The 22,032-nt window shown below is 33.6% G+C and carries 20 protein-coding genes and 1 other RNA gene; 4 read left to right on the top strand and 17 right to left on the bottom strand.

Annotated features, from left to right (window positions below):
• Positions 1–5: 5 nt before the first annotated feature.
• The 6 genes from AR685_RS14855 to AR685_RS14830 form a co-directional block, all read right to left on the bottom strand.
• A complete protein-coding gene (locus AR685_RS14855) occupies positions 6–650 on the bottom strand; it encodes an HD domain-containing protein (protein ID WP_059125020.1) in 645 nt (214 codons plus the stop codon).
• Between the two features lie 84 nt (positions 651–734).
• Positions 735–1,577 carry a serine aminopeptidase domain-containing protein gene (locus AR685_RS14850; RefSeq protein WP_059125019.1) on the bottom strand — a complete coding sequence of 281 codons (843 nt, stop codon included), beginning with the start codon at positions 1,575–1,577 and terminating at the stop codon, positions 735–737.
• Between the two features lie 89 nt (positions 1,578–1,666).
• Positions 1,667–2,557: a ribokinase gene (locus AR685_RS14845; RefSeq protein ID WP_059125018.1), complete on the bottom strand. Its 891-nt coding sequence runs from the start codon at positions 2,555–2,557 to the stop codon at positions 1,667–1,669.
• A gap of 102 nt (positions 2,558–2,659) precedes the next feature.
• The gene (locus AR685_RS14840; RefSeq protein WP_059125017.1) at positions 2,660–3,301 is read right to left on the bottom strand and encodes a DUF4241 domain-containing protein; all 642 of its coding nucleotides are present in this window, start codon (positions 3,299–3,301) and stop codon (positions 2,660–2,662) included.
• A gap of 44 nt (positions 3,302–3,345) precedes the next feature.
• Complete coding sequence (locus AR685_RS14835) at positions 3,346–3,822, bottom strand: hypothetical protein (RefSeq protein ID WP_059125016.1); 477 nt, start codon at positions 3,820–3,822, stop codon at positions 3,346–3,348.
• Positions 3,823–3,918: 96 nt separating this feature from the next.
• Entirely contained in the window at positions 3,919–6,534 is a 2,616-nt protein-coding gene (locus tag AR685_RS14830; protein WP_059125015.1) for a valine--tRNA ligase, read from the bottom strand.
• A gap of 215 nt (positions 6,535–6,749) precedes the next feature.
• Here AR685_RS14830 and AR685_RS14825 point away from each other — a divergent pair, with 215 nt between their 5' ends.
• Together AR685_RS14825 and AR685_RS14820 are read left to right on the top strand one after the other, a co-directional pair.
• Positions 6,750–7,217, top strand: coding sequence for a DUF1573 domain-containing protein (locus AR685_RS14825; protein WP_059125014.1), 468 nt, complete (start codon positions 6,750–6,752; stop codon positions 7,215–7,217).
• A 132-nt stretch (positions 7,218–7,349) separates the two neighbouring features.
• A complete protein-coding gene (locus tag AR685_RS14820; RefSeq protein ID WP_059125013.1) occupies positions 7,350–8,219 on the top strand; it encodes a PPK2 family polyphosphate kinase in 870 nt (289 codons plus the stop codon).
• A gap of 69 nt (positions 8,220–8,288) precedes the next feature.
• Here AR685_RS14820 and rnpB read toward each other — a convergent pair.
• Positions 8,289–8,617: RNase P RNA component class A (gene rnpB, locus AR685_RS14815), an RNA gene on the bottom strand.
• A 177-nt stretch (positions 8,618–8,794) separates the two neighbouring features.
• Between rnpB and AR685_RS14810 the strand changes: the two genes are divergently transcribed.
• On the top strand, positions 8,795–9,286 hold the full coding sequence (locus AR685_RS14810) for an RNA polymerase sigma factor (protein WP_047442405.1): 492 nt from the start codon (positions 8,795–8,797) through the stop codon (positions 9,284–9,286).
• Entirely contained in the window at positions 9,279–9,953 is a 675-nt protein-coding gene (locus AR685_RS14805; protein WP_047442406.1) for a hypothetical protein, read from the top strand. Before AR685_RS14810 ends, AR685_RS14805 begins: the two co-directional genes overlap by 8 nt.
• 58 nt (positions 9,954–10,011) lie before the next feature.
• On the opposite strand, the gene rpoN is transcribed toward AR685_RS14805, so the two are convergent.
• From rpoN to AR685_RS14755, 10 genes are all read right to left on the bottom strand, one after another.
• Positions 10,012–11,475 (bottom strand): RNA polymerase factor sigma-54, encoded by a 1,464-nt coding sequence (gene rpoN, locus AR685_RS14800; RefSeq protein ID WP_059125012.1) that lies wholly within the window; start codon positions 11,473–11,475, stop codon positions 10,012–10,014.
• A 1,315-nt stretch (positions 11,476–12,790) separates the two neighbouring features.
• Positions 12,791–13,366: a hypothetical protein gene (locus tag AR685_RS14795; protein WP_059125011.1), complete on the bottom strand. Its 576-nt coding sequence runs from the start codon at positions 13,364–13,366 to the stop codon at positions 12,791–12,793.
• 9 nt (positions 13,367–13,375) lie between these two features.
• The gene (locus tag AR685_RS14790) at positions 13,376–13,909 is read right to left on the bottom strand and encodes a hypothetical protein (RefSeq protein ID WP_059125010.1); all 534 of its coding nucleotides are present in this window, start codon (positions 13,907–13,909) and stop codon (positions 13,376–13,378) included.
• Position 13,910: 1 nt separating this feature from the next.
• Positions 13,911–16,631 carry a hypothetical protein gene (locus AR685_RS14785; protein ID WP_059125009.1) on the bottom strand — a complete coding sequence of 907 codons (2,721 nt, stop codon included), beginning with the start codon at positions 16,629–16,631 and terminating at the stop codon, positions 13,911–13,913.
• Positions 16,624–17,421, bottom strand: a complete 798-nt coding sequence (locus tag AR685_RS14780; protein WP_059125008.1) for a DUF3324 domain-containing protein — start codon at positions 17,419–17,421, stop codon at positions 16,624–16,626. Before AR685_RS14780 ends, AR685_RS14785 begins: the two co-directional genes overlap by 8 nt.
• 98 nt (positions 17,422–17,519) lie before the next feature.
• Positions 17,520–18,098 (bottom strand): hypothetical protein, encoded by a 579-nt coding sequence (locus tag AR685_RS14775; protein ID WP_059125007.1) that lies wholly within the window; start codon positions 18,096–18,098, stop codon positions 17,520–17,522.
• 219 nt (positions 18,099–18,317) lie between these two features.
• Complete coding sequence (locus tag AR685_RS14770; RefSeq protein ID WP_059125006.1) at positions 18,318–19,922, bottom strand: hypothetical protein; 1,605 nt, start codon at positions 19,920–19,922, stop codon at positions 18,318–18,320.
• 146 nt (positions 19,923–20,068) lie between these two features.
• Positions 20,069–20,863: an SDR family oxidoreductase gene (locus AR685_RS14765; RefSeq protein ID WP_059125005.1), complete on the bottom strand. Its 795-nt coding sequence runs from the start codon at positions 20,861–20,863 to the stop codon at positions 20,069–20,071.
• Positions 20,864–21,526 carry a hypothetical protein gene (locus AR685_RS14760; protein WP_059125004.1) on the bottom strand — a complete coding sequence of 221 codons (663 nt, stop codon included), beginning with the start codon at positions 21,524–21,526 and terminating at the stop codon, positions 20,864–20,866.
• A 9-nt stretch (positions 21,527–21,535) separates the two neighbouring features.
• Positions 21,536–22,030 (bottom strand): hypothetical protein, encoded by a 495-nt coding sequence (locus AR685_RS14755; RefSeq protein ID WP_059125003.1) that lies wholly within the window; start codon positions 22,028–22,030, stop codon positions 21,536–21,538.
• Positions 22,031–22,032: the final 2 nt, after the last annotated feature.

The raw sequence follows: 22,032 nt of genomic DNA, 5'->3' as shown, positions 1-22,032 counted from the left end.
GAATGTTAATCAACATTCCACTCTTTATAAAATTGGTCGAGGAAATTCAGCATAAATGTATGTCTTTCTTCTGCTATTTTTTTCCCTTCTTCAGTATTCATTAAATTTTTGAGCAACAACAGTTTTTCGTAAAAATGATTAATTGTAGTTCCGTTTGATTTTTTATATTCTTCTTTTGACATATTCAACTGAGGTTTAAGCTCAGGATGATACATCAAATTATTTTTAAAACCTCCGAAATTGAATGTTCTTGCTATTCCAATCGCACCAATCGCATCAATACGATCCGCATCCTGTACAATTTTTAGTTCGATCGGCAGATCTTTCGGCGCCTCCTCTCTATTTTTGAACGAAATATTCTGAATAACAAACAACACCTGCTGAATAATTTCTTCGTTGGCATTCTGACCTTCAAGAAATTCTCTTGAGATTTTCAATGCTAAAGTCTCATCGCCATTATGAAACTTGGGATCAGCGATATCATGGAGCAATGCTGAAAGCTCTATCACTTCAATATTACAGTTTTCAGTTTGTGCTATTTTCTTTGAAAGTTTCCAAACTCTTTCGATGTGAAACCAATCGTGACCGGCTTCAGCACCTTCGAGTTTTTCTTTTACAAATTGTACCGTGTTTTGTATGATGTTATTCATTGTTTGATTTTAATTAAAAATTACCATAGAACCACCCCGTCAAAAATTCTTTGAATTTTTTGCCCCTTTCAAGGGAGGAAAATTTTAATGCTTAAATTCATTCAAAATAATTTTCCAAAGATTCTTATTGTAACTCCTGAAAAAATTGACATGTCCGATCTCTCCTTTTTCAGATTCTGAAGTTTTGATTAGTCTGTATGTAGGTTGTAGATTAGGGTACGTATCGTTTAACAAAGATTGTACTCCTTTTTCAGTTAACCAAACATCATCTGCAGCCTGAATCACAAAAACTTTTTGTTTTAAATCTTTTGAAAAATCCTCAGTTTGAAATAATAATTTATTGGTGGATTTCCGGTTCAAAATTAAGATTCTCCAGTCATAAGCGCAATTTTTTGGTAGACTTTCTCCGAGTCCGAACCAATGTGCTGGAAAATAACCGAATAGTTCTGTAAATAAAGGCTGAACAATTCCAAAACCCAACAAAGCTTCAATTTTTGTCCGCCATTTTAAATGTCCGATGAATGCATTTTGAGTTCCCACAAAGAAAAATTCATCAAATATTTCAGAATCTTTATTCATTCCTAGAATCAATGCACCAACTGAATGCCCTAGACAAAATTTCCGATAATCAGGAAAATTCACTTTTATAAATTGAGTTAAAGCTTTGTAATCATGGCTTCCCCAAATTCTCATAGAAGCTTTGAAATTTCTTATTTTTTGAGGCTTTGAAAGACCAATTCCACGATAATCATAAGTGATGACTGTAAAACCTTTTTCAGCTAAAAATTGAGCAAAAGAGAAGTAGATCTGCTGCTTTACTCCGGTTGCAGAATTGATTAGCAAAATTTTATGATTGCTTTTTTCAGGTTTAAAAAGATGTGCAACAATCTCAATCGTGTCATCGGTTTGGAGAATCAGATTTTCCATAGGATTAATATAAAATATCCACTGTAAAAGTGGATATTTTTATAATGAACTTCAATCGATTTTAAAATTTTCGATATGCGGTAAATAATTTACTTAAATAATTCTGAATACCTCGGAAGCGCTGTTTGAGCACCTTTTCCCAATGAAACTTTTGATGAAACTTCATTTCCGAACTTTACACATTCTTCAATTGTATTTTGATGACACAATGCGATGGCAAAACCAGATGTAAATGCGTCTCCCATTCCCATTTTGTAGACCATACTTTCGTTTTCATTCCTGAAGTATTTCATTTCTATTCCGTCAAAGTACACTGTAGAATTGGTTTCGTCTCTGATAAAAACTTTATTAAAATACTTCTTCAAAACTTTCTCTCTCTGGTCTTCTCCAAAAATAATTTCCAGTTCGCTGCTTTTAGCTACGATAAAATCAGTATTTTCAATGACTTCATTACTTAAAGGCCGACCGGGCGAAGCGTATAAGCCAACCATTTTACCATAGCTTTTGGCTTTTTTAATGGTGTGTTCAACTACATTCATGGGTATTTCCAACTGCAGGAGAACCATTTCTGAAGCATTAATATACCGATCTGCGTCATCAACGTTTTGGGTAGTAAGATACTTATTCGCAGCGGGAACCACCACAATTGCAGCATCACCATCTGCGCTTGTAACATATGCAGTACCCGTGGCATCTTTATCTGTTTCGCTAACAAAACCAACATTCACATTTTCTTCAACAAGATTTCTCATAATCTGCTGCCCAAGCGGATCCACGCCCACACAACCGATGAAATAAACGCTTGCTCCCAATCTCGCAGTTCCCACCGCCTGATTTGCACCTTTACCACCAAAATAATTATCACAGTGACTTGCCATGACCGTTTCATTACAACCCGGAATCTTATCTGTATAAAGAACCAAATCTAATGAGCAGCTGCCAACAACGACTATTTTGGGTTGTGTAGAAGTAAAATTCATATTGAGTACATTTAGCTTTCAGTAAATTTAAACAACTTACTGTTACAAAAAATAAAAATTTTAAATCTTGATTAAATTAATTAAAATCGAAACTGAAAGATTTTAATTCACAAGAATCTCAATAAATTCTGTTACAATTTTCACAGGTGCATTTGCTTTATCATAAGCAATATAACTAGCATAAAAACCTTCTCCATATCCTGTTTCAAAACCAAAAATAGTTCCAGGAAGTTCTTCTGAAGGCTTCAGAAATGCATATTGGTCAATAGCTCCATTTTCGTCAAAAAAATGTTCATGGAAAAACTCTTCGTAAATCCCCATGAAATCATCTCCTTTTCTACGATATAATTTTTGCTCCAGATCATTAAGGCTTTTCTGCGTTTCAACATCCATAAAACAGCCCATTCCACTTTCAACAGGATACCCGAAAACTTCACCTTCGGCTAAATCTTTGATGTTCTGACTTTCTGTTGTCGCTAATTTCCAAGATACAATATCAGCTTCGCTAAAAATAATTTCAGCATAAGCGACGCAATTGCTTTCTCTTTCTTTATGAAGTAAAACTGCAAAATCTCCTTTTGGGAAAACATCTGTAAAAGCCTGCATATCATTGGTAATCAAAGGATCGCACGCTACCAGTTTTCCGGTTGAAAGATATATTCTCCCAACGTCAAAACTTTCAAGCAGCGGACTTTCAACGAAGTTTTTTGAGAATAGTTTTTTTATGTTTTCTAGGTGTGTCATTTATTATCAGGCTAGGGTTTTAGATTAAGTCTAAATCTAAAACCTTATTTTAATGTTTTTAATTCAGTTTTTATTTTCAGCTTTTTCTGGCTCCAATAATTTATCCTTTCTATTTTATCAGGATATTCTTCAGGAGTACTATTTTGATAAAATTTAATAGAATCTTCATAATCTGAGAAAACTTTTTCCAAATAATCTTTGTAATCTATTTCATTCTGCGGAATATATCCAGTCCCGTCACATCCACAACTGAAAAAAGTTTTACCAATTCTATAAAGTCCTTTTATAATTTCCCATTCTTTTTTGGCAGATATTTTTGGAGCTTTAAAATCATGTCCCAAATTAGCCATCACATTAGAACATTCAGGGCATTTTACAGTTCTATTTTCAATTTCATCACTTAATTCTTTTAAGCTGATCTTTTCTTTTTTTGTGAATACTTGTCCAACTTTTCTGATAGACTTTCCGTTGAGTTCATGATATACTTTATCTTTCTTTATTCTTAACAAAATATCATCCACAGGAGTTTGTTTAAATGTTTTTCTACATCTAAAACAGACATAATGGAATTTATATGTTTTAAAAGCATATCTACACACCTTCTGAAATATAAAATATTAAAGTGTCTTCAATTTCTCTTCCAAAATCGCAATCTTATCTTGCGCATCTTTTTGTTTCTTGCGTTCCACTTCTACCACTTCAGGTTTTGCGTTGGCAACAAATTTTTCGTTGGAAAGCTTTTTATCAACAGAGATTAAAAATCCTTTCAGATACTTCACTTCTTCTTCTGTTTTCTTTTTTTCTTCTTCTAAATCTAATTTTTCACTTAAAGGAATTGAAACTTCAGTCGATCCTACCAAGAAGGTAAAGCTCGGTTTATCTGTTTTTTCACCAAAGTGAATTTCAGAAATGCTTGCTAATTTTTTAACTACCGCTTCGTTTTCAAAATTCTCAGCATTCGTATAAACTTCAACAGCTTCTCTCGGCGAAATTCCTTTTGTCTGACGGTAATTTCTTACTCCTGAAATAATCTCTTCTGCAGTTTCAAAGTTTTTAATGATCTCTTCATTAAATTCTTCTGCCATCTTCTGCTGAGCAATGACCAAAGCTTCTTCAGGTTTTCTTTCTGTAATCAACTGCCACAATTCTTCTGATAAGAAAGGCATAAACGGATGTAAAAGTTTCATCAATTCTTCAAAGAAGAGAATTGTCTGATCATATACTTCTTTAGAAATTCCTTCTCCATAATTTGGTTTAATTGCCTCAAGATACCATCCACAGAAATCATCTTTCACCAATTTTTGAATCAAATGCAGTGCATCAGAAATTCTGAATTTGTCAAATTGGTCATTAATTTCAGCGATTGATTTATTCAATTGATTATCAAACCATTCAATAGCCTGATGATCTGAAGCAATAAGCGGCTTATCCTCCTTATTCCAGTTTTGGGTCAAACGGAAAGCATTCCAGATCTTAGTCATGAAATTTCTTCCCTGAACCATTAAGTCTTCGTCAAACAACAAATCGTTTCCGGCAGCCGAACTCAATAAACTTCCTACACGTACTCCATCTGCACCATACTGAGAAATCAAATCTAGTGGATCTGGGGAATTCCCTAATTGCTTAGACATTTTTCTTCTCTGCTTATCTCGTACAATTCCTGTAAAATAAACATTTTTGAAAGGAACTTCACCTTTGAATTCCAATCCAGCCATAATCATTCTGGCAACCCAGAAAAAGATAATATCCGGACCGGTTACCAAATCTGAAGTAGGGTAATAATAGTTGATATCTTTGTTATCAGGATCAAGCAAACCATCGAAAACTGACATTGGCCACAACCATGAGGAGAACCAAGTATCTAAAGCGTCTTCATCTTGTTTTAGATTGTCAGTTGTTAGTTGATCGTTGCCTGTTTTCTGTTTTGCTAAAACTAATGCATCTTCAATATTTTCTGCAACTACGAAATCATTTTCTCCATCACCATAATAGAACGCAGGAATTTGCTGGCCCCACCAAAGCTGACGTGAAATATTCCAGTCGCGGATGTTATCCATCCAGTGTTTATAGGTATTTTTAAATTTTTCAGGATAGAATTTTACTTCGTCATCCATGACAACGTCCAAAGCAGGTTTTGCGATATCAGACATTTTTAGAAACCACTGAACCGAAACCTTAGGCTCAATCACGGCGCCAGTTCTTTCAGAAGTTCCTACTTTATTTACATAATCTTCTGCTTTCAGCAAAAGATCATTTTCTTCTAATTCTTTTGCAATTTGTTTTCTAACATCAAATCTGTTTTTTCCGGAGTAATGCAAACCGTGATCATTGAGATTTCCATCGTCATCCAAAGCATCAATCATTTGAAGGTTGTGCTTTTGTCCGATTTCGTAGTCATTGATATCGTGAGCAGGAGTAATCTTCAATGCTCCCGTTCCGAATTCAATATCAACATATTCATCTTCAATAATCGGAATCACTCTGTTGACAATCGGTACAATAACGTTTTTACCTTTCAAATGGGCATATCTTTCGTCATTCGGATTGATACAAACTGCGGTGTCTCCAAAAATCGTTTCAGGGCGTGTTGTAGCCACAGAAAGGAAATCTTCTGTCCCTTCTATCTTGTATTTAAGAAAATATAGTTTTCCATTTTGCTCTTTAAAGATTACCTCTTCATCAGAAATATTGGTTTTTGCCTCAGGATCCCAGTTCACCATTCTGTATCCTCTGTATATAAGACCTTTGTTGTAGAGCTCAACAAAAGATTTGATAACCTGCTGAGACATTTTATCCTCAAGAGTAAATCGGGTTCTGTCCCAATCACAAGAGCAACCTAATTTTTTCAGCTGCTCAAGAATAGTTCCTCCATATTTATCAGTCCAGTCCCATGCGTGTTTCAAAAATTCTTCACGAGTGATATCAGATTTATTGATTCCTTCAGACTTCAGTTTAGCAACAACTTTCGCTTCAGTAGCAATTGAAGCGTGATCTGTTCCAGGAACCCAACAGGCATTGAAGCCCTGCATTCTTGCACGACGTACCAAAACATCCTGAATGGTGTTATTCAACATATGACCCATGTGTAGAATTCCGGTGACGTTTGGCGGTGGAATCACTACCGTGTACGGAGGCTTCTCATTGGGTTCTGAATGGAAAAATTTGTTTTCCAGCCAGTAGTTGTACCATTTCTGTTCTGTTTCCTGTGGATTATATTTTTCTGAAATCTGCATAAATTCTGGTTTCTTTATCTTATAATCTGCAAAAATAGTTTAAAGTAAAAAAATGTAAGCATTAATTAAAATAATTTTTAACTTTGTTTCTCAAAATTTATCTAACAAACATATTAACATTCAAGTTAAAATTCAAGAATATGAAATCGCCAATGACGAAAAATCAATTAGTTAGACGATAACATATACCCTTAAAATTTAATAAATATCTACTTATGAAAACATTATTTGCAGGAATTGCATTATTCGGAACAATCGCTTTGGCATCTGCACAGACAATTACATTCGACAAAACCACTTTTGATTATGGTGTAATTAAACCAAATTCTGATGGTCACAGATTTTTCAACATAACCAATACTGGTGACAAGCCTTTGATTATTTCTAATGTGAAAGCATCTTGCGGATGTACAACTCCAGAATTCAATCAAGATCCTATCGCACCGGGAAAAACTGCCAAAATCAAAGTTGGGTATGCAACAGCTAACGCTGGACCTTTTAACAAAATGATTGAAGTATTTTCTAATGACCCAGTGAACAGCAGAAGTGTAATTTATATCAAAGGTGATGTAAATGCAAATGCTCCTGAACCAAAACCTTTGACTCCTGAAGAGTTGAAAGCGAAAGCAAAAGCTGATAAAAAAGGTGCAAAAGCTGCGAAAAAAGTAGCTGCAACAAACTAATATTATTTTTAAATAATACTGAACCGTCTCAAGAGAGGCGGTTTTTTTGTTATATTTATGTAATGTTTAAAATATTTAATTGAAATTTTCAACATTCAAAAATTAAAGCAACTCATTTTAACCAATTACAATATGTTAAATAATTTTTCAGATGACTTTCTGGTGAAAGGGAAGTTTTCAATAAAAAAGACTTCAACCGTATATCAAGGTACACTTACCAAAGATGAAGGAATTCAAATTTTAATTCAGGAGAAAGAAAAACTTCGTGAACTGCAAGAGAAACTTTATGCTGACGGAAGTAAATCTCTTTTAGTTGTAATTCAGGCAATGGATGCAGCAGGGAAAGACAGTTTAATAGAGCATGTTTTTGGAGGTGTAAATCCTCAGGGATGCAATGTTACAAGCTTTAAAACTCCCAGTTCCAAAGAATATGTTCACGACTTTCTGTGGAGACATTATTCAGCACTACCCCAAAAAGGGATGATCGGAATTTTCAACCGCTCGCATTATGAAAGTGTACTCGTTTGTAAAGTACATCCTGAATATAATTTGAGTGAGAAAACCTGGAACTCAGTAAAAGATTTCGATAAGGAATTTTGGAAAAACCGTTACGAAAGTATTAGAAATTTTGAAAAACATCTTTCTCAAAACGGAACAACCATTATTAAAATTTTCCTTCACGTTTCAAAAGACGAACAAAAGAAAAGACTTCTGGACCGCATCAACGAACAGGAAAAAAACTGGAAATTTTCAACAGGAGATCTTCCCGAAAGAGCTTTATTTGATGAATACATGAAATGCTACGAAACTGCTATTAACGAAACATCAAAAAATGAAGCCCCATGGTACGTCATTCCGGCAGATAACAAATGGTTTGCAAGATTATCTGCTTTACAGATTATTATTGATACGTTAGAAAAAATGGATTTACAGTTTCCGCAGCTTTCAAAAGAAGATCAAGCTGGTTTGGATGATGCTAAAAAGCAGCTAGAAAGCGAATAGAGATAGCAAGAAAAACAAGCTAAAGTTGCGGATAATTAAGTTAGAGTATCTATCATCCAGCTTTAAAAAATCACGAGAAAATCTATAAGCCGGATTTTGTATCCCGAACAAGTCGGGATGCCTGTTATTTATCTACGTTGTACATTGCTGCAAAACTTGAGCTGATTACCCCTCGGCTTTCAGGACGAGCTGCCCCTATTTTCATTGCTGAAAAGAACCGATATACTTATCATTGCACCGCAAAGAGTTTACCTGGTTTCACTACAGCCGAACTGTACCTGCTTTCTGTTGCACTTGTCCTATCCTCACGGATGACGGATGTTATCCGCTTTGCTGCTCTATGGTGTCCGGACTTTCCTACCCTTACCGAAGTAAGAATCAACAAGCCGATTTTCTCGTGACTGCAAAGATACGTGTTAATTTGAAAATTTGGCAATGAGATAATTTGAATATTTCTAAGAGGATGATAATTCTTCATATTGTTTACAAAAAAGGCTTTTGTTCATTCATTTTCAAATTATTAAATTTTCAAATTTTCAAATTATATCATATCTTCGTGCCAATTATACATCATTTTGATTTCTAAAGAGAAAGAATTTGCACAGCTTATAAAGGATAATCAAGGTTTGATTATCAAAGTGTCGCGGCTGTATACCAATTCTCTTGAGGATGAAGAAGATCTTTTTCAGGAAATTGTTCTGCAATTATGGCGAAGTTATGATTCATTTAAAGGAAACTCAAAAATATCTACCTGGATGTATCGTGTGGCTCTTAATACGGCAATCACTCTTTTCCGAAAGAAAAGTAAAAGCTTACCCACCAACGAACTAGACATCAACCATAGAGATTTCATAGAAGATGACGATGACAAACAACAGCAAATATCCTTGTTGTATACTGTGATAAAAACCCTTCCGAATGTAGAACGAGCAATTGTAATGATGTATTTAGATGATCTCCCTTATAAAGACATTGCCGAAAACCTTGGGATTACCGAAGTGAATGCACGTGTGAAAATGAACAGACTAAAGAAAGTCCTTAAAGAAAAAATGGAAAAAAATGCCTGAATTTGATTTAGATAGCTTTAAAAAAACCTGGCAGGAACAGCCTGTTCAGCCAAAATATGACAACGATGAAATTCTTCAGATGTTGAATAAAAAATCACGCAATTACGTGAAATATATATTATGGATTAGCATCATCGAGTTTTTATTATTTTCCGCTTTCGGATTATTTTATATTATACAAAACAAAGAATCAAATACTTTTCTTGCCTCTTTACAAAAATTAGGTGTTGAAAAAAATGAGCAACTACAAGATATTTTTAATAATATTTATTTAATTATAAAAGTCCTGACATTATTTGTCACTGGTTATTTTGTTGTAAAATTTTATGAGAATTACCGTAAAATAAAAATTGAAGAAGATTTAAAAGAATTTATTTCCCGAATCATAAGATTCAAAAAAACGGTTAATGCATTTATTTTAATAAATATTCTAATTGTTGTTGTTTTTACCTCTGCTCTCACCATTTTCGGTATGTATGCTATTCATAATCAAAATACCGCTCTCGCAGACTCTTCAATGATTGCTTTTACAGTAAGTTTTATTATCAGTACAGTTCTTTGTGTTCTGCTAATTTGGGTATACTACAGGCTTGTTTATGGAATTCTTATTAAAAGGCTCGATAAAAATCTGAATCAATTAAAAGAAATAGATTCTCAGGAAGATTAATTATTTCTAAAAAATATCAACATAAAAAAAGCATTTCAAATTTGAAATGCTTTTTTAGTTATAATTCTTTCCTTAGCCTTGCAACAGGAATATTGAGTTGCTCTCGGTATTTTGCGATTGTTCTTCGTGCAATGTTATAACCTTGCTCCTTTAAAATGACAACTAAAGCGTCATCTGTAAGCGGTTTTCTTTTATTTTCCTTGCCTATAACTTCCTGAAGATGCATTTTAATTTCTTTGGTTGAAACTTCCTCTCCATCATCATTCGTTAAACTGTCAGAAAACAAATCCTTTAAATAAAGAATTCCGTTCGGAGTATCTGCATATTTACTTTTTACAACTCTTGAAATAGTAGAAATATCAAAACCTGTGATATCCGCAATATCTTTTAGAATCATTGGTCTTAAGGACTTTTCATCACCTGTAATAAAATAATTATGCTGAAATTTCACAATTGCATTAATGGTTTGCAACAATGTATTCTGACGCTGGTTAATAGCATCAATATACCATTTTGCAGCATCTAATTTTTGTTTGATAAATAAAGCTGCCTGTTTGTGCTCAGACGACTTTTTATCATGTGAATACGTAGTTAAAATATCTTTATACTCTTCAGAAACTCTTAACGTTGGAGCATTCTTGCTGTTCAGCATAGGAATAACAACTCCATCTTTCACAGAAATAACAAAATCGGGAATGATTTCTTGATTTATTGTAATTGTTTGCGTGTCAAAATTACCACCAACTTTAGGAGAAAGTTTCGCAATTTCTTCTAATGCATCTTTTAAATCTTCTTCTTCAATATCATATTTTTGAATGATTTTGTTGTAATGCTTATTAGTCAAAGCATCAAATTGAAACCTTAGAATATTTGCAGCTAGCGAAACAGCTTTATCAGAACTTATCTTCTTCTCAATTTGTAACAGAAGACATTCTTGCAAACCTCTTGCTCCCACACCGGAAGGATCAAGCTTTTGAATGTAGTTTTCCAAAATATCTTCCACTTTTTCAATCGTTGTATAGATTCCCTGAGAGAATGCCAAATCATCAACAATAGATTTCACCTCACGTCTTAGATAACCGTCAGTATCAAGATTACCAATGATATATTCTGCAATCTTTAAATCTTCTTGGCTGATATTGATCAGATTAATTTGCTCCATCAAATAATCGTACAGCGACTGACCTTCAGTTAAAAGGCTCTCGTTGTCAAAATCTTCATCATCAGCCGAATAATTACTTGATGCTGTTTTATAATTAGGCTCATCATCATAAATATAGTCATTAACATCAAAATCTGTTTCAATGCTTTCTGTACCCTCAGTTTCGTATGAATCTTCCAAAGAAGAATATTCATCTTCTTTTGGTTCTTCTTTTATGACTTCTAAAGCAGGATTTTCCTCTAATTCTCTTTCCAATTCTTCTTCAAACTCTAGAGTGTGAAGTTGAATTAACTTCATCAGTTGGATTTGCTGAGGAGCAAGTTTCTGTCCTAATTTAAGTTGTAAATGTTGTTTTAGCATATCTACTGTGATTTAATATAACGTATTCTACGAATTTAGTAAATATTTTTTGATAAAAATAACTTTTAGCACGATTTTTGTACTACAGACCATATAATCAGAAAAGTCCTTTTTACAACTAGTAAAAATGGACTTTTTTTATGCCTTTTTCCGAAACTCCAATCCGATGCTAATTTTCAAATAAAGAATTTTAAACTAGTTTAGTTTTGAGGGCAAGACATTTTTTATCGATATGAAAATTTCACGAACTTGTATCTTGAATGACTCGACAATAATGATGTCTCTATGTTTCAAATTACAAGTTTTTCCAGAAGCTTATTCCGGCTCTCCACTGTATCTTTTTTGCGCCTTTGCTTTGGCTGTGCACACAAAAAAGGATGTCGTTGCGATCCGGGCTAGGGAAGATTACCGTCAACACAATTCGTCAAGATAATCATTGATTTTTTAATTACAATTTGTAACAATGTGAGCTCCGTACGAGAAACCTATCAGTATAAAACCTATCAGTAAATCAATTTTTAGATGGTAAACACATAGAGCTCTTGGGTAACATACCGTTTAAGCCATAACATCTTTTACAGATTCTGCCCTTTCTAAGCAATGCCTACAAAATGGTTTAATAGGTTTAGTTGATTCAAAACTTTAGCAATCTTATCTCTTTAAACGTGATGATGGAAATCGCTAATCTCCTATAGCTACTCGGATCTAAAATCTATTGACTCAAAACCCATTTTCTACAATCACTTGGCTCTTTGTTCTTTTACTTTTTTCTTTTATTTTCTAGTTTGTTTACCCGCTACTCTGTATGTTCATACAAAAGTTGAGCACAAAAAAAAGTCTCATACATTTATTTGTGTGAGACTTTTTTTTGTGCTCAACTTTTGTATGAACATACAGAGTAGCGGGTAAACAAACTAGAAAGTAAAAGAACAAAGAGCCAAGTGAATGCAGAAAATGGGTTTTGAGTCAATTAGCTGGAAGTTCTGTGCATCAATCTGATTTATAAAACAATGATCGGCAAACAGAATCATTTTAAATTGAGTTTGAAACAGATTTAATATAAGAAAGAATTCTAAAATTTCAGTAATGTTGAGTTAATAGATAACTACTGCTCTCCTACGGAGCTTCATCATATTTTAGATAAAATTTACTGTCTAAGTATGTTGCCTCAATGCTAATTGTATTCTACACAAGAGTATCAATAATGGATTTACAAAAGCTTTACTATGTAATAATTGAGTAAGATGAGATATCTTCCTTTATCGGTGTATGGTTTGGATGTTGAATTGCTACAGTCGACGCAGAAGAAATGGGCTTAATTTGGTCCAATAGTAAAAACTATTTGTGCATTATATGTAGTAGCGGGAAGTGTGACAGAAACTCCGTTTATTTGTAATTGCGTATTAATACCAGAGTAAGTTACACTGTTTCCAAGTCCTAAAACTCCCACAAAGTTTATAGTGAAAAATGCTGTGTCCACAGCTTGTGGTATTTCTATGTAAGTAGTTCCTCCATTGATTGTTGCACTACAAGCAATACAAAGTCCGCCTATCGTCGCAGATCCACCGCTTCTTCTCGCATACAGACGTAGAGAATTATTCCAGGAAATATTATTATAGCGCATACTCACTCTAGCGGCTCCACCCGCAAGTAGATTTAAAAATGATCCTGGCAATGTACCAGAAAGTATTATTAAATCAGTAGCACTTTGATAAGTTCCTGTATAATTACTGCCTGCCTCCGTAATAGTGGGTACAGTTACAGTCCAATTACTCCCACCTACAGTGATTGTTTGACCATTTAAAGAGTTAAGGGGAATGAGTATGGATATCAAAAATAAACATTTTGCTATGAGTGAATTTTTTAAACTATATAAATTTTTCGATTCCATTTTTCAATTTTATTCTGTGATGGTGTATGTGATAGTTATTGGCGAATTAATGACGGCAGATAGATTAGCGTAAGTAGTAGGTGAAACTGAAATAGTAAGCATGTGCCCATTACTGGCACCGGTTCCTGTGTAAGCGCCTCCGATTCCACTGATGATTGTTACTGGAGAAGTTGAAAGTGTAACCAGTCCGGAAGAAGTGCCCATTGTTCCACCACCAGCACCAGAAGCTGCAGCAGCTTGTATCTTAATTTGAACCCCAGGAATAACTTGGTTAACAGAAGCTGTAATTTTTCTGCTAAGTCCTCCGGGAGCAACTGCTGAAGTATAATTTACCCATTTAGTCGTATTGTTTACAGGATTTATTAGGGTATTTCCTGCTTCTGTAGGTGCGGTAAAGTTCAAAACAATATTTCCTGCAGGTTCAATATCCATTAAAGTTACAACAGGCAAAGTTACAGAAGCATTTTTACTTCCTGTAGTTTGAGAAAATAGGTTACAAGAAAATGCAAAAAAAACGAGTAATGATAATTTAGAATAATTCATCTTATTTTTTATTTTCGTTATAACTAACTTTAATGCTTTCCTTCTGATATTTTATTTCCGTTTGCTGTTTTATCACATGAATGGTAATGGTTTTTGATTCTGAGGGTTTAAGTTCCAAATTAAATTGGTCAATTGGTATTTTGTACCTTTTATCTAAACCATTTCTGTATACTTTTATTTTCCAGTTTCCGGGGCGTAGATAGGTAAAGTCGAAATTTTGTCCTATTACTGCTATTTTTTTTAAGATTTGATCACCATTTGTAGCTTCAATAATTAAATTTTCTTTTTTCTTTTTATCTTTTTTATTTCGTTGTTGAGCAAAAGTTACACTGTTTTCATGTTCAGAATACTCAACATTACCTTGAATATTTCCAGCGCTTGTTAATCCAAAATTAAAGATATTTTCATTCTTATCTAACACTAAAGAAGCCGGTAAATTAACATCCGCAATATCATTAAGTTCGGTTGTAGTTCTATCTATCTCTAAAACATAATCTCCTGGCGCTACATTTTTAAAAATATAATTTCCTCTTTTATCAGTTACTGATAGATGGTTTCCTAACAGCAACCGTACGCCATCTACTTTTTTTACACCCAGATTACTTATTGTTCCGAAAAGTGTGGTGTATTCCGCTGTTTTCTGAGTAGGTACATTCATTCTTAATGTGTAACGTAAGGAAAATATAAAATCTTTAGTCCCCATTTCTCCACGTTGTAAATTGTAACGAGCAGACAGATCAAAATCTTGATTTTTGAAAACTTGTTGATGAAAAAGTAATTCAAAAAGATTTCTGTCGGTATAATAATCTTCAGGTATGTAATTATTTTGATAAAACAAACTCAAACTCGTTTTGTCTGCAAAGCGCGTGAACACTCTTGCTCCATAATAGAATTGCTTTTGATTTTGTTGCTGATATCTGGAAGAAAGCGCATAGCTTCCGTAAAGATTAAATGAGGTTTTAAATTTTTCAAACCCGATGTTTGCGGTATAGAAACTAGAGTTTCCGGAAAAATTTGATAAAAAGTTAGTTGTTTTACCAAATTGACCTTCAAAATTGAGTTGGAAAATCCCAAGTTGCTGATCAATACTTACTTTGAAAAAATTTTCTTTGTAGTCAAATGCTTTAGCCATCATACGGTCTTCATATCTTTGAAAACCATTGTACAAAAAAATAGAGCCATTTGATAAATATCTGTATTGAATACCGTATTGAAAGTATTTTCTGTAAGGAGCTGCCAAAAAAAGAGTATCTCTCTGGAAATTTCTTGCATCCTGATTGTACATAGATATCAGATTTAGTTTATTTGAAACTTTCAGCTGTATATTCCCGTTAAATATATTCGTGTTATTAAAGTAGCCGGCATAATCTCTGCTTGCTCTTGTGTACATTACGTTTCCGGTGATTAGTTTAAAGTGTGCATTGGTCTGCAGCATAAAAGCTGTTCCATCTGTTTTATCTGTTTTGCTGTAAGAAGTTTCCCCAGAAACTGCAATATTTTTATTGATTTTAAATTTTCCGGCAATATAAGGCAAATGAGCATTTGAGTCTAATCTCACATTGCTGAAAGTGAAATTTGTCTGCTCTATTCTCGGTATTTTATAAAGATAGCCAAACGTAATTTCAGAATCTTTGGTGAATTTATATTTTGTATACATATTAAATTCATCTTTTATATCTCTGAAAAATCTTGGATGATTATAGAAGCCTCCAATTCTTATCTTTTGTATATCTACAAGAATTTCAGCTCCGCGGCCATATCTGGCATACTCTGTTAAGAAAGAAGATGAATAATTTTTGTCACCTAGATGAACGAATAATTTATCTCTTTTGTAACTGAAAAAATACTCTTCGTATTGTGTGAAAGAATTAAATTCCACAGGATTTTTAGTTATTGCATGAAACTCTACAAGATTTTTGTTTTCTTCATCCAAGCTGCCTTTTCCATAAATTTCTCCCTGGAAACCGTCTTTATATATCCCTCTATTTTGCATTCCTACAAATGAAATGGAAGCAGAAACTGGCATTCTGTGGAAAATATCTTCTTCGACAGGTTTTGTGGAAATAACCTTTACGCTGGTGTAAGCTATTATAATTTCGTCTAATTTATTTTTTGAAATAGCTGAAAGATTAATATTCTCAACCTCATTTTTTCCTAGATCAGGATTTGTGTTTTTTGTTACTGTTACCAGCTTTTCTTCACCTGGAGTCAAGGTTAAATCTTTACTTCCGTTTACAATGGCGTTTTTACTTTCTAAAATTATTTTTTCAGATATATTGCCATGATTTTTTAGTAGAAATGTTGATTTTATAGTTTCTCCGGCTTTTACAAACTCTTGAGAATTAATAGATATTAGCGTTAGTTTTCGATGTCCTAAAACTATAAATTCGTTTGTAATATTGGTTTCTTCTCCTGTATTTTTATTAAAAACTTTTAAAGTAATTTTATGTGCACCCTGAGGCGTTTCTGTTGCGATTTTTAACGGAACAATATAAATATCTTTATTATTAGGCAATATTGATAACTGTCCGTTTTTCAGAATAGGTGTTATGAAATCATTGGAGGTTTCGATGGAAATATCAAAAGTTGAAGTTTCTGAAGTCTTATTTTCTATAGTAAAAGAAATAGAAGATGATGTTCCCGGTTGTAAACTATCTTTTTTTTGAGAAAAAATAAGTACAGGGAAAAGAAAGAGAATATATGAAAACCATTTCTTAGTCATTTTTTATTTCTAGTTCTACATTGAGAGCGAAGGAGTTTTCGTCTTCATCGGTAGCTATGATGACGGCGTTGTATTTTTCAGGATTTATTTTGCTTATGTCGATATGAAAAGATTTTGAAGTTTGAGGAAGTAACCCCATTGGCTGACTGAAAAAAGTCCCTATTTTTTCACCATTTTTTTTGTAAATTTCTATCGTTGCGGTGGCTTTGCAATATAAATTTCCTCCGTTGGCAATCGCAATCTTCAGAATTTTTATTTTATCTTCTTTTTCAATTTTCAGTCCCTCAAATATCAAATCTGGTTTGGCTTTTTCAGCATCAAGATCTGTAATAATTTGAATTGCATACCTCACAATTGAAGTGATATTTACTCCTGTATTTTCGTTTTTTGGCTTTATGTTGTCTACAGGTTCTACTATTATTACACTCCAGTAACTTCCTGCATCAGAAATTTCTTGTGGAACTGTAATTTCATAGAGAATCTCGGTTTTCTGTTTTCCTTGTAAGCTGACGAGATTTGTATTGAGTTTAATCCAGTCAGCATTGCTTTTCGGGTTCGTTTTAGGAACCGAATACTGTATCAATCCGCTTGCCTGATAAGAAAAATCTTGGAAAAATAATTTTACGTCCTGTGGCTGAGAGCTTGTGTTTTCTATAGATATTCTCCCTTTATAAACTTGCCCGTTTTCTACCTTGTAGCTGTGCGAAAGGCCGTTTAAGATAACAATATTTGCCTTCACGCAACCAACTGAAAACAGCAGAATTATGAGATAGATTGTTCGACTTAGCATATACATGTAAAGTTTAGGTTAAATTTAAAGACAAAGAAAAACTTGGAGAAATTTAAATAGTAAATTTCTCCTTATTAGAAAGTGTTTTTCGTGTAAATTTAGTTGTCAGAAATTGTATATGTAACCGTCGTACCTGCATTTGTGACTGCTTCAAGATCGGCATATAGGGCAGTACCTGATGAACTTCCTGCGTCTAATGTATATGTTAGATTATGCCCGTTATTTGCACCATCTCCAGTGTAAGCACTTCCAATTCCTGATATAATTGTTTGATCTACGGCAGTCAGTGTAAGCTGTGCGGTAGGAGTTCCTAAGGTCCCGTCACCTGTTCCTGTTGCAGCACCGGCGGTTACTTTGATATCGATACCTGGAATTATGGCATCAACTTTTACTGATACAGTTCGAGTAGCATCTGCAACTGATTTAATGGATGAATAGTTCAGCCAAAGAGTATTGTTTGTGCCGGATGGTGTGATAGGAAGACCAGCTTCTGTAGGAGCTGTAAATCCTAAAGAAATATTTTTGCTTGCAGAAGGCTCAATGTCTACCAATGCTACTTCAGGAACTGTAATTGTAATGGTGTGATCGTCATTGGTGTCGTCACTTTGAGCTTTTAGATTTGCGGAGAATGCAAAAGCTGCCAAAGACATAGCTAAGGTTAAAGTAATTCTTTTCATGATATTGTTTTTACTATGGTGAAGTTAGTTAAATTTACAATATTATGACGTGATAATAATAAAAATATTCACTTTTATTTTATTATATCAATTCAATAATTAAAAAACGTTGCTTATATCGTAATTTTTAATGTTTATTATTTTTGTGGTATTTATAGAAAGTTGCCGTTTTTTTTAATGAGTTTTAAAGGAAAAATGAATTCTTATGTTTTTTTTCTCTTAAAACCGGCTTAAAATTCCCCAATGAATTTTAATGTCATTGAACTTGAAAGGATTCCCGAATTCATTACCGTTCGACAACTGGAAACTCATCAAACCAATCGGAATAAAGAAATTGAAGCCCAGACCAACACTGTACAATTTGGGCTTTACGTTAAGCGATTTGTTATTGAGCTGCCCATACTGTCCGAAGACATCGAAAAACGCCTGATTTCCAATGAGATAACGGTATTCTAAACCTCCGTAATAATAAAAATCGGCAGCGAGCGAACTTTCATTAAAACCCCGAAGTGAATTCCAGCCCCCAAAACGGTAGAGTTCATTGGCAGAGAAGTCAACCTTAGAATCCATCATTGCGCCTTCGGCTTTGATGTTAAGGAAATGATTTCCGTTGATGTGATAATTGTGTTCGCCAAAAAAGTAAAACTGATTTTGTGGAGCCGTGATATTATCTTTGGTATAAAGCGTCGTCAGATAATCGTATCCCGCGGTGATTTTTGTTTTGTAAAGAAATAAATCGATGTCTGTAGGTTCTACCATCTCAAACCATATTCCGATTCCTTTTTTGTTATAATCTTTTCCCTGAACGTAGAGTGAATCAATGATTGTGGAGCTTTCAAAAGTTCCTCTCAAACCTATTTTATTTCGGCTATTCATGTGATAGTATAAAGCTGGAAGTGCTTTTACATTGGCAAATGTAGAATCTTGTCTGAAGATATTTACTTTCATATTTAAACCAACATTAGATTTAAAAAGATAAGGGATATCTGCCTGAAGATCAAAGTTTTGACCTTTATCCGGGTTTCTCTGCCAATACAGATTCACGGTTTCAAAGCCATTGAACATGTTTCTGAAATTCACATTCAATGTTCCGTTCAAAGTAAATTTTTCAGTTTTATCATTTCCAAATCCTATCACTCCATCGAAACTGTTCGTCTTTTTCTTTTCCATAAAAAGATAAATCTGTGTAGAATCTTTGGTGAAAAGGGTTTGCGGTGGCCGTTCAAGACTTACAAAGGCATGACTTTGAAAGTTTTTGTTAATTGAAATCAGGTTTTTATCATCGTAGGTCTTCCCTTTGAATTCTTTTTCAAGATTTTTCATAAATCTTTTCGGAACTCTGGAGTAACCTTTTACTACAAAACCGTCAATTGTCCGTTTATCATTTTTATTGATGTCGAGTTCTACAATCGGATAGCCATCTTTTTGACCCTTATATTTAGATTTAATTCTGCTGAATGCAAAACCTTCATCAATGTATTTTTTATTAATGACTTTTTTTGTAGAATCTAAATTTTTAGTGAAAAAATCTTTCTCGATTTTATGTCGCTTTACAATAGAATCAGAAAGTGTAACAAATGTTTCGTTGAAGTTTTTTCCTTTGTCATAAATGATTTCAGTACTATCGCCTTTAATTTTCACATCTTTTAATTCAGTGAAAAAATAATTGCTTTGCGCCAACGAATCGAGAAATTTCACTGCAGAAACAGAATCTTTTACCTTTTTCTTGACTTTAGTTTCAGAATCAATCAGAAAATAGTGCTTCTTCTGCGCTTGTACAAAAACGCAAAACAGGACAAAAAATATGTTTAGAAATAACTTCAACTACTAGAAAATATAATTTTTGTTTTTCATTCCATAGGAATTTAAGCAATGGTTTTTGAAAAGAAGAGTTTAGATTCCTACGGAATGACAAAAATGCTGTTTTAATTTAAAAAAATAATATTTAAAACTTGTTTTAATAACTGAATCTAAGCCAGTTTATTATATTTCTTCATTAAATTCTCATAAGTTCCTTGCGGCAAAATCCATTTCAAAGGAACACCGATTTTTTGTCCGAATTTACCGAAATAATAATGAGCTTTCCACTTCTTTTTAGTTAAAAGTTGGTCAACATATTCTGCAACTTCCAAAGGCTCAGTTCCGTCACCTACATGAGAATTCATCAAAGCGTAAACTTTGTCAAACACAGTTGCGTACGGCTCAGAGACTTTCGTCTTGACTCTGTTTTCTGCAATATTGGTTTTAATATCGCCTAAATGAAGCGAACAAACATCAACATTCCAGGGGTAGACTTCATATCTCATGGCTTCGGTCACTTTGTCCAAAGCAGATTTTGAAGCCGAATAAAAACCACGGAAAGGCAGTCCCATCTCACTTCCGATACTCGAAACGTTGATGATTTTCCCGAATTTATTCTCACGCATTTTAGGTAAAACGGCACTCATCATTTGAACAGCACCAACCAAATTTAGATTAAATAATTGCAGAATATCTTCTTTCGTAGAATCTTCTACAGAACCTACCATTCCCATTCCGGCGTTATTGATCAGAACATCAATTCTTGTTTCTGTTTTTAAAACTTCAGCAATCGCATTCTGAACGGCGTTGTTATCTGTAATATCTGTCGGGATTGATTTAAAATAGGGACTCTCGGTAAATTTTCGGCTCAAACCGTACACGTTGTGACCATTCTTCCCGAAATATTCTGCTAACACGAAACCGATTCCTGAAGAAGTTCCTGTGATGATGATTGTTTGTGGCATTTAGTAATAGAAATATTTATTTGAATTAGGAATTTTGAATTTGTTTTCGCCAACCCTAAAACCGTTCATTTTTATAAGTGTGGTAAATTTATGAATAAACTCTTTATAATAATCTTTTGGCAGTTCTGTTTTTCCATCATCACAACTCGAATATCGTTCGTCAATAATCGCTTTCCCAGTGGAAAAGTTGACTTCATTTTTGAAATTGTAATCACAGGTGTCATCCAACTGATGAACTGCACCAATCAGATAAAAATCTCCGTTTTGAAACCGAAATGTATATTTTGAGGTGTCGGAATGTCTGGAATTCGTGAAAAATAGCTGAGAAATAATGATGCAGTTGTTTTTTATCTTTACATCAAGTTCATTATCTGTAGGGTAAAATCCGTACTTACTGTCGATTATTACCGATGAATTTTCTTTCCAGATTTTTAAATTTCTGCCGATATTTTTTAAAATGTAGAATTTTCGCTCAAAGCCTTCAGATTTTGTTTTGATGTCGGTATTGAAAACCATGACAGTTTCTTCCTTTCCATCTTTGTCTAAATCTCCTTTGACTTCCAAAATTTTTTCATAATCATTTGGGGTGATAAAATCTTTCAATTCTTGAGATTGGAAAATTTTGAAAAGTAAAATTGTGAAAAATAGAAAGATTCTTTTCATAAAAAATGATTAAAAACTCAATCCAATATCTTCTCTTTCAATCATTCCAGTTTCTTCCAGATTACAGATACAGCCCTTTACTGTTTTATAATTTCCATTGATGCGCGTTTCTTTTCCTTTGCTGTCTTTAATAATGATTCCTGCTGAGTGAACGTCACCTTCTGAATGATATGTTCTAAATAACAAATATTCATATACGTTATTTTTAAATGATAAATTATCTACTTCCATTCCTGCATTTTGTATTCCGCCACCTCTCCAATAAGAATTGTAATGAAATTTTTTCCAGCTTTCTTTCGTTCTCTCAGCAGGAAATTCCATTTCCACCTTGGTTTTAGTTCCAAAGCGGTATTGAATGTATATATTGGTTTTATCTTTTACCAAAGACATTTTCTTACCGTTTTTGGTTTCAAATGAATAAATTACTTCTTCATTCGGCAGAAGATATTGCGACCAAAAGGTAGCCGGAATTAAAAACGTTAAGATGAAGAGATACTTTTTCATAT

Source organism: Chryseobacterium sp. JAH, assembly GCF_001507335.1.
Classification (GTDB): Bacteria; Bacteroidota; Bacteroidia; order Flavobacteriales; family Weeksellaceae; genus Chryseobacterium.
Note: the sequence above shows the minus strand (reverse complement) of the source record. Positions and strands in the feature narration are given on the sequence as shown.